Origin of the sequence: Streptomyces sp. NPDC101165, from assembly GCF_044768135.1 — a bacterium.
Lineage (GTDB): Bacteria > Actinomycetota > Actinomycetes > Streptomycetales > Streptomycetaceae > Streptomyces.
Genome location: NZ_JBIWPG010000027.1, coordinates 22029 through 28647, shown reverse-complemented (window position 1 = coordinate 28647; position 6619 = coordinate 22029). Strand labels below are relative to the sequence as shown.

At 72.7% G+C, this 6619-nt stretch carries 5 protein-coding genes; 4 read left to right on the top strand and 1 reads right to left on the bottom strand.

Going from position 1 to position 6619, the window contains the following annotated elements; translation table 11 throughout:
* The first annotated feature begins 135 nt into the window (after positions 1-135).
* A complete protein-coding gene (locus tag ACIRVH_RS40265) occupies positions 136-3051 on the top strand; it encodes an AAA family ATPase (protein WP_403964511.1) in 2916 nt (971 codons plus the stop codon).
* Positions 3052-3127: 76 nt separating this feature from the next.
* Complete coding sequence (locus tag ACIRVH_RS40260) at positions 3128-3907, top strand: calcium-binding protein (protein WP_403964509.1); 780 nt, start codon at positions 3128-3130, stop codon at positions 3905-3907.
* A 97-nt stretch (positions 3908-4004) separates the two neighbouring features.
* Here the strand turns inward: ACIRVH_RS40260 and ACIRVH_RS40255 are convergent, their stop codons facing one another.
* A complete protein-coding gene (locus ACIRVH_RS40255; protein WP_403964507.1) occupies positions 4005-4877 on the bottom strand; it encodes a helix-turn-helix domain-containing protein in 873 nt (290 codons plus the stop codon).
* A gap of 247 nt (positions 4878-5124) precedes the next feature.
* Between ACIRVH_RS40255 and ACIRVH_RS40250 the strand changes: the two genes are divergently transcribed.
* Positions 5125-5544 (top strand): hypothetical protein, encoded by a 420-nt coding sequence (locus ACIRVH_RS40250; RefSeq protein WP_403964505.1) that lies wholly within the window; start codon positions 5125-5127, stop codon positions 5542-5544.
* Between the two features lie 236 nt (positions 5545-5780).
* Positions 5781-6557, top strand: a complete 777-nt coding sequence (locus ACIRVH_RS40245) for a hypothetical protein (RefSeq protein ID WP_403964503.1) — start codon at positions 5781-5783, stop codon at positions 6555-6557.
* The last annotated feature ends 62 nt before the right edge of the window (positions 6558-6619 follow it).

Genomic DNA, 6619 nt, shown 5'->3' with positions numbered 1-6619 from the left:
GGGGCGCCCCCCCGGGGCACCCCGGGGGGGAACCCCCTCCCCCCCCCCCCCCCCCACCACCGCTTTCGCACGGGAACCGGAACGTGTGCGGGCGACCTGCCACACGTCCCGAAATTCCGATTATCATCTGCGTCCATGCGTTCCCATGCGCCATCCTTGGTCGGGCGGGATCCCCAACTGGGCTTGCTTGAGCGTGCCTTGTCCGACGCCCGGCAGGGTCGTGGTGGTGTCGTCTTCCTGGTCGGCGAGGCCGGGGTCGGCAAGTCACGGCTGGCGGCGGAGGCCGTGGGCGGTGCGCTCGGGTCCGGGATGCGGGTGCTGCGCGGCCGCAGCAGCACGACGGGGCCGGCCGTGCCGTTCCGGCCGCTCACCGAGGCGCTGATGTCGCTGTTCCGCAGCGGCGAACCCCTCGACGACCTCGTCCTCGGGCCCTATCGGCCGGTCCTCGGGCGGCTGATTCCCGACTGGGACACCGGGGAGCGGGAGAGCAGCTCGATGGTGATCCTGGGCGAGGCGGTCCTGCGCCTGCTCATCGCCGCCGCCCGCGGCCAGGGCCAGCTCCTGCTGCTGGAGGACCTGCACGACGCGGACCCGGAGACGCTCGGCGTCCTCGAGTACCTGGTGGACAACCTGGAGTACACGCCGGTCCTGCTGCTGGCCACCGTGCGGACGGACTTCAGCGACGCACTGGACCTGGCGCAGTCGGCCCGCCGGCGCGGTGCCGCCACCCTGGTCGAACTGCCGTCGCTGACCCGCCCCCAGGTCCACGACATGATCGCGGCCCAGCTCGGCGTGTCCGCCCCCGACGAGGTGCCCGCACCGGTCCTGCGGCGGCTGTGGGAGGACAGCGCGGGCAGCCCGTACCTGGTCGAGGAGCTGCTCCAGTCCATGATCGGGGCCGGCACGCTGGTGCAGGGCCCGGACGGCTGGCGGGCGGTCGGGGATCTACGCAGTGACGTTTCCTCCGCGCTGGCCCGCGGCATCCTCCGTCGTATCGACCGGCTCGGCGCACAGGGCCTCACCCTGCTGTCGGCCGCCGCCGTCCTCGGCCGGCGCTTCCCGCTGACCGTGCTGCAACGCATGACCGGCATCGACGACCGTGCCCTGCTCAGCCACCTGCACGCGGGCGTGGCCGCCCGGCTGGTGCTGCCCGACGAGCCCGCCCCGGACTGGTACTCCTTCCGCCACTCCCTCACCGTGGAGGCCCTGTTCACCCAGATGACGCCCGGCCGGCGGGCCGAGCTGGCCCGGCGGGGCGCCGAGGCGGTCGAGGAGTTGCACCCCGAACTCGCCGGTGACTGGTGCGCGTTGGCCGCGGGACTGCGCTGCGAGGCCGGTGACACCGCCGAGGCGGGGCGGCTGTTCGCCGAGGCCGGTGGGCGGGCGCTGGCGGCGGGCGCGCTGGGTTCGGCGGTGACCCTGCTCAGCCGGGCCGAGGACCTGCTGGCGTCCGGCAGCGATCCGCAGGCCCGGGCCGGAGTGCTCGAACACCTGCTGCCGGCGCTGGCCGAGGCCGGTGACTTCGCCCGCGCCTTCGACCTGGCCGAGGACCTCCATGTGCTCGACGGCTCCGGCCTGAGCGCGGCCCGGCTGGCGACCCTGCACACCCGGCTGGCCAAGGTCGCCCACACGGCGGGCCGTTGGAGCGACGGCAACCGGCAGATAGCCCGGGCCCGGGAGGTGCTGGCGGCGGCTCCGGACGACGCGACCGCGGCGGCCGTCGACGTCACCGCCGCCTACCTCGCCCTGGACACACCCGGTTCCGACCGCACCCAGCACGCCGAGAAGCTGGCCCGCTCGGCCGCCGACACCGCCGAGCGGTACGGGCTGCCCGTCGTCGCCTGCCAGGCCCGGGAGTTGCTCGCCACCGTGGCCCGCGAACGGGACCCGGAGGAGTCGCAGGCGATGCTGGAGCAGGCCCTCGTCACGGCCGAGCGGCACCGGCTGCCGTTGCAGCGCATGTACGCGGCCACCCGCATGGGCGGCAACGTCTGGCTGGCCGAGGGCGACACCTCGGGCCTGCTGGCGGCCCGTGCGGAGGCCCTGCGGCTCGGCTCGGTCAGCATCGTGCACACGGTGGACGGCATCCTCGTCCTCGACGGTGTGCTGCGCGGCAGCTACGACACCGCGCGCGCGGCCGCCGCCGAGTGCCTGGCGGTCGTACGCCGGCTGCGGCTCGCCCCCGCGGTGCGCTACGTCCTCATGGCCCAGGCCACGCTGGAGGCGCACCTCGGCGACCGTACGGCGATGGAGGCGGCGCTGGCCGCGTTCGCCGAGTGGGACGGGTCCGGTTCGCAGGAGGAGCCGCTGTGCTTCGGCCTGGCCCGCGCCTTCTGCGCGCTGATGGAGGAGGACCGCGAGCTGGGCCGGGCGGAGCTGCGCGAGGTGCTGGCCCTGGAGGCCGGCAACCCGTCCACCTACCACCTCAGCGGCACCCACGGCCTCGTCCTGCTGCTGGACCTGCTCGCCGGGGAGGCGGACCGGGCCCGGCACGAGGAGATCACCGCCACCGCGGTCGCCCGGATGCGCTGGAACCGTCAGTTCGTGATGCTCGCCGACGCGGTGCTGCTGGGCCGCGAGGGCGAGGGCGCACGGGCCGCCGCCACGGTCGAGGCGGCGCTGGCGGTGGCGGAGACGTATCCGATGGCCCAGCATCTCGGGCTGCGGCTGATCGCGGACGCGGCGCACCAGGACGGCTGGGGCGATCCGGTGGGGTGGCTGCGGCGGGCGGAGCACCACTTCCACGAACGGGACGTGGCGGCCGTCGCGGGCGCCTGCCGGGCCGGGCTGCGCCGGCTCGGCGCGCCCGTGCACCAGCACCGCTCGGGCACCAGCGGCATCCCCGAGCACCTGCGCGCGCAGGGCGTCACCGTCCGGGAGTTCGAGGTCTTCCGGCTGCTGGCGGAGCGGCTCAGCAACAAGGACATCGCGGACCGGCTGTTCATCTCGCCGCGTACGGCCGAGAAGCACATCGCGAGCCTCATGACGAAGACGGGGGCGGTCAACCGCGCGGACCTGTGCGCCCGGTCGGCCGCGCTGCGAACCGCCTGAGGCCGTCCGGCGTCCCTATTTCTCGTCCGGCCTCTGTCCCGATCCCGGGCGGACCACTCATCCCATGCGAGGACACATGCTCATACGCTCTGCCGTCACCGCCCTGTCGGGCGCGCTGGTCCTGTCCGCCCTCGCCGTGACGACGGCCGACGCCGACTCCGGCCAGGGGGACACCCACATCGTCAAGGTCGTCGTCAACGGCGGAAAGCCGGTCGTGGTCGGCGCCACCGGCTACAAGACCTTCACGCTGAGCATCACCGCCGCCGACAACTCGGGGATCCAGGAAGCCCACACGCTGGTCTACCACGGCTCGTTCGACAACCCCGACGGCAACGCGGGGCCCGGTTCCGACACCCCGATGACCTGCTCCCCCGACCCCGGCAGCGAGACCACCTCCACCTGCACCACCGACATCACCATCGGCCCGCGCACGGCCCACGACAACTCCACCGCCGGCATCTGGCACGTGTGGGCCTCTGTCGACGCCTACGACCACGACTACATCAACCTGGACAGCGCGGGCACCTTCCCGATGAAACGTTCCGCCAGGCTGACCGCCGATGCCTCCCCCGAGCCGGTGGCCGCGGGCAAGGCCCTCACCGTGAAGGGCACGCTGACCCGCGCCAACTGGGACCACCAAACCTACGACGGCTACGCGGGCCAGAAGGTGAAGCTGCAGTTCCGCAAGTCCGGGACGGCCACCTACACCACCGTGAAGACGGTGACCAGCGGAACCGGCGGCGCCCTGAAGACGACGGCGACGGCCACCGCGGACGGCTACTGGCGCTGGAGCTTCGCCGGAACCGGCACGACCGGGTCGGCCAATGCCCCCGGTGACTACGTGGACGTCACCTGAGGCTTGCGCGGCACCCGAGCAGCAGCGCGGTGGGCCGTGATCGGATCGCCGGCCGTGCTGCTCACGGGTGCCGTCATGACTCGGGGCGCCCTCCGCCTCACCACCCGGGGCACGGCCAGGTCCGCCGCGTCAGGATGGCGCTCGTCACCTGACCCGGTACGAAGTCCTGGGCGTCGCACGGGGCCGCGGCCGTGCGGTCGGCACGAAAGGCGCTCGGGGTGCGGCCCGTCATCGCCTTGAACGTGCGGTCGAAGTGCGGCTGGTCGTGGTAGCCGGCCTGCGCGGCCGCGTCGGCCCAGCTCGCGCCGGCCTCCTTCAGCCGCAGGGCCGCCTGCAGCCGCATCACCTGCGCCGCGCCCTTCGGGGTCAACCCGGTCTGGGAGCGGAAGCGCCGTTCCAGGTGGCGGCGGCTCCAGCCGGTCCGGGCGGCCAGTTCCTCCACCCGTACGCGCCCGGCCGCGCCCTGAAGGGTGCGCCAGGCCCAGGCCACCTCGGGGCTGACGTCGGGGCCCGATTCCAGTGCCGCCCGCAGCACCCGGTCCAGCAGCGCGAACCGGTCGCGCCAGCCAGGGACTTCCGCCAGCCGGGCGGGGAGTTCGGACCAGGGTGAGCGACAGAGGTCGTCCGGACGCACACACCGCTGAGCCCACTCGGACATGGGCACCCCGAACAGCCGGTAGGCGGCGAGCGGGGTGAGCAGCACGGTCACCCCGTGGATGCCGCCGGTGTGCTCGCCGATCGCGGCGGTGGTCCGGACGCCGTTGGCGAGGGAGGCGGCGCAGTAGGAGCGGGTCGGGTCGGACGGGTCCAGCACGCGCAGCGTGTCGCCGAAGCCCAGCATCACCTTCACGACCCCGTCGGGTACCAGGAGTCTGCGCCGCGCTCCGATCGCGTCGAAGCGGAAGCCCCGATAGCCGAGGACCTGGTCGCGCAGGCCCATCTCCGCCGGGCACGCGAGGAATTCGTGCATGAGCCGATCCCCCCTCGATCGACGCGGACACGGCAGCGAGCCTAGGGGGTTCGGGGGACGAGCGGGTCAATCGGCAAGGAGTTGGCCGATATCCGGCGTCAGGGACGCACGGGTCGCATTCGTACAAGCCGCGCTCCCGCCGCCCCGGCAACGCTGGCCGGGCACGGCCCAGCCGACGACGGCGGCCGTACCGGGCGCCCACCAAGGGCAGCCCGGCGAACCGGACCCGATGAGAGAGGACGCCTGCATGCGTCTGCGAGGGATACGAAAGAAGGCCGGCCTGGTGGCCGCCATGGCGCTGGTGGGGGTCGGAGCGGCCGTCGCGCCGGCCTCGGCCACCGGCTGGAACGTCGACAGCTGGTCCGACCACTGCAACTACACCGACGCGTACGGCTGTCTCTACTACAGCCCGAACGGCGCAGGGGGAATCTTCAAGGGCTACGGCTACTACCGCGATCTGTCCGGCTACAAGTTCAGCGACGGCCACGCCGTCCGCAACAACGCCGCCTCGATCGGGAGCAACACGACCAACTGCGGCGCCACGACGTGGGTGTCCGCCGGCTCCGTGGGCAACTACAACTGGGTGCACGCCGGCCGCGGGGGCAACCTGAACTCCGCCCTGCGCAACAACGAGAACTCCTTCGACGCCACCGCCAACTGCACCTGACACGGATCGCGCGAGAACCGTGAACGGCTCGGCCGGGCGGCTGAGGCCGCCCGGCCGGGCCCGTTCCTCCGGGCGGACTCCGGCTCGACCTCGTTGGGAGACGGCTTGTGTTTTCCTCTTGCGCACGCGGGACTTCGGCGGCACTGCTGGTGCTGGCGACCACGGCGGCATGTTCCTCGGGCGGCGGCGGGACCGCGACGGCTGGTGCGCCGGTGGCCACCCCCACGCCGAAGAGCATGGCTGAGCTGCGTCTGCCGCTGGAGACCTATCTTCTCGACTACGAGCACGCGGGAAAGCTGGAGGTGCTGCTGCTCGGGCTGCGCGACGCCTGTGTGCGCGAGAAGGGGTTCACTCCCCCGTCGACGACCGTCGCCGGGCAGCAGGCGGCGGCTGGATACGTGCGGCTCTGGCATTACTACGACACCCGGCGGTACGCGATCAGCGACAGGGCCACGGCACGCCGGTACGGCTATCACCTCCCACCGTTCACGCAGGGAACCATCCCGCCCGTCTCCCTCGGTTCGCTGTCGAATCCGCTGCGGGAGGCGATGACGACGTGTGGGGAGCAAGCGGCCGAGGAGCAGCGGGACAAGGGACTTTCGCCCGGGCAGGAGCAGAGCGACTTCGCCGCGGATCTCAAGGCCAGGGACTTCAAGGCCTCGCAGTCGGATCCCCGGGTGCTCGGAGTGTTCAGGAAGTGGTCGGCATGCATGGGACGGAAGGGCTATCCCTACGCGACACCACTGGACGCGGCCTCGGACGGACAGTGGAAGCTGTCCGGGCGGCGCACCGCAGCGGCCCTGCGGGCCGAGGTCACCCCGCAGGAGGCCGGGACGGCGGCGGCCGAGGTCGACTGTGCCTACGAGACCAACGTGCTCGGTGTCTCGTACGCGGTCGAGGCGGAGTACGAGAACAGGGACATCGAGAAGAACGCCGAAGCGCTCGACAGGCTGAAGACGGACAACGAACGGGCGGCCCGGAACATCGATCAGCTGTGGGCTCGCGGTGAGTGAGCGAGGGAGCGGGGACCGGACGAACCGACGCCAGCGGACCCTGTTGTGGGGCGCCACCCTGG

Coding starts and splice junctions, on each gene's coding strand:
- ACIRVH_RS40245 (WP_403964503.1), top strand. CDS start 5,781: ATGGCTGAGCTGCGTCTGCCGCTGGAGACCTATCTTCTCGACTACGAG.
- ACIRVH_RS40255 (WP_403964507.1), bottom strand. CDS start 4,877: ATGCACGAATTCCTCGCGTGCCCGGCGGAGATGGGCCTGCGCGACCAG.
- ACIRVH_RS40250 (WP_403964505.1), top strand. CDS start 5,125: ATGCGTCTGCGAGGGATACGAAAGAAGGCCGGCCTGGTGGCCGCCATG.
- ACIRVH_RS40260 (WP_403964509.1), top strand. CDS start 3,128: ATGCTCATACGCTCTGCCGTCACCGCCCTGTCGGGCGCGCTGGTCCTG.
- ACIRVH_RS40265 (WP_403964511.1), top strand. CDS start 136: ATGCGTTCCCATGCGCCATCCTTGGTCGGGCGGGATCCCCAACTGGGC.